We start from the raw sequence: 1,803 nt of genomic DNA on the forward strand, positions 1-1,803 counted from the left end.
GGCCATGCTTCTGCTGGAAGGACGATATTGATGATCCGCGCTATCCTGAGCCTGATTTGCGCTATCTGCATCGGCGGCACTGCACATGCGGGCACCAGGCCGGAGTCTTTGGAGGAACAGTCTTACAACGGCAATACGATGTTCAACGAGGAACTCGATGGAAAAGCGTTTCTCAATGGGCGGTTGATCGTGCGCGTCGAGCGTGTTTCGACCTGTGTGTCGGCAGTCTGGACCCGCAGCGGCGGCGTCGGATCGCCGCTGCGGCGCGACCTGCTGGAATGGGACAAAATGTTTAATGGCGATCCTTCGAACGACGACCGGTCTTACTATTTGACGTTCGTCTATGCCGACCATCGGAGCGACGATGTCGTGTCCATGCCTCTCACGGCGCATCCGGACAATTTTGAAGATACGGCTGGTGTCACCCTCCTGTCGTGCCAACCAAAACGGCATCATCGCAAGTGACGATCTTTGCGCCAGGCGATCCGACCGGAAACATCACGCTCGGCGGGTCTGCCAGAGCAGGCCCCATTCAGATGGGATCATCTGAATGGGTGAAGATGTTTGCAAAAACCAAAGAAACAGCGCCTTTCTGCTGAACCAGAGTTCAGTGGAAATTCTCCAGACACCGTTTATCTCCCAAAGCCAACCTTCCGCATCCCCCCTATTTGCCTGTCTGCTCAGCGATATAAGAGCAGACAGGCAGCAGTCGCCTTCATGTCGGTCATTCGCTCTCATCTGTTACTTTTCGTAAAGCGGACATAGGCCCAGACAATCCCGCACACAGGATGCATCGTTGACACTGCGCGTAGAATGTGGCACAAATAGAGAACAATGCGGTTTTTATACCTTTAAAGAGATAAGGTCTCGGAAGGTAAGGTGGTCGTATTTGTACGCCGCTTCCAGACAACTTGTTATTTTTGTTCATTGAAAACAGCACAATTTCTTACCTGGAGAGAATATCTCCATGCCTCGTTCAAAATATTCACTCAAGCAACCCGCTATGACAACGTATTCATACAACGATCTTTACGGTCTGAACGCAGAGCGTTTGTTCATGTGGATTGTCATTGATACTACAAAAGAACAATTAGGTATTGATGATATTGTAGGAGCTATCGCGATTATAAGTGGGCAGCCAGTAATCTCGACACGGGGGAAGCCCTCGGGCGCTACCAAAGGGACGTCAGTCGTATCTTTGGCTTCCAGGCGAGCTATTGACGTTCAGCTACCTTTTCGTCTTCCGATGTTTACCGGAAAATCGTTATTCACTCTTCGTATTGCTATGACAAGACATTTAGGAGCATGGGTAGGGCGAACCATCCCATTTGTTGGCTATGTCGTCATGACGAAGGACGTTACTGAAATCATCTTGAAATCAGTTCGACGCTATAACGCTTTAGTCAAGCCGGAGGACAAAATGGCATGGTAAAATCTTACGAAGACGCGCTATCTGAAATCCTGTCATTTATTTCTGAACAAGTTCCGGGCCCGAAACCACGCGAATTGACAGAAAATACGACACTGCGAGGCGATCTTCGTATGTACAACGACGACGCTAAGGACCTAATGCACCGTTACTTTGAGCACTTTGATGTCAGTGCTCAAAATTTTGATTTCGAAAAATATTTCCCAGAAGAAGGTGAAGGAATCATAGGTGCATTGCTGTTCGGCTTTGTGAATAGAAAGCGTCCTCAGCTAGATCCTAAGCCCCTGACTATAGCCATGTTAGCGCACGCTGCCTCTGTTGGTGCTTGGGTCTAGCAGCCTGTCGGGTTGGGGTACCCTGTGAAGGGGTAAGGC

At 49.6% G+C, this 1,803-nt stretch carries 3 protein-coding genes; all 3 read left to right on the plus strand.

The window, feature by feature from the left end:
- Positions 1 to 465 (plus strand): hypothetical protein (locus B7449_RS12105; RefSeq protein WP_244465760.1); only part of this gene is annotated, 465 nt, incomplete at its 5' end.
- Positions 466 to 967: 502 nt separating this feature from the next.
- Positions 968 to 1,432 carry an STM2901 family protein gene (locus B7449_RS12110; RefSeq protein WP_199858416.1) on the plus strand — a complete coding sequence of 155 codons (465 nt, stop codon included), beginning with the start codon at positions 968 to 970 and terminating at the stop codon, positions 1,430 to 1,432.
- Positions 1,426 to 1,764 carry a DUF1493 family protein gene (locus tag B7449_RS12115; RefSeq protein WP_039736671.1) on the plus strand — a complete coding sequence of 113 codons (339 nt, stop codon included), beginning with the start codon at positions 1,426 to 1,428 and terminating at the stop codon, positions 1,762 to 1,764. The genes B7449_RS12110 and B7449_RS12115 overlap by 7 nt, the downstream gene beginning before the upstream one ends.
- Positions 1,765 to 1,803 lie beyond the last annotated feature (39 nt).

The organism is Komagataeibacter intermedius TF2, assembly GCF_000964425.1.
Lineage (GTDB): Bacteria > Pseudomonadota > Alphaproteobacteria > Acetobacterales > Acetobacteraceae > Komagataeibacter > Komagataeibacter intermedius.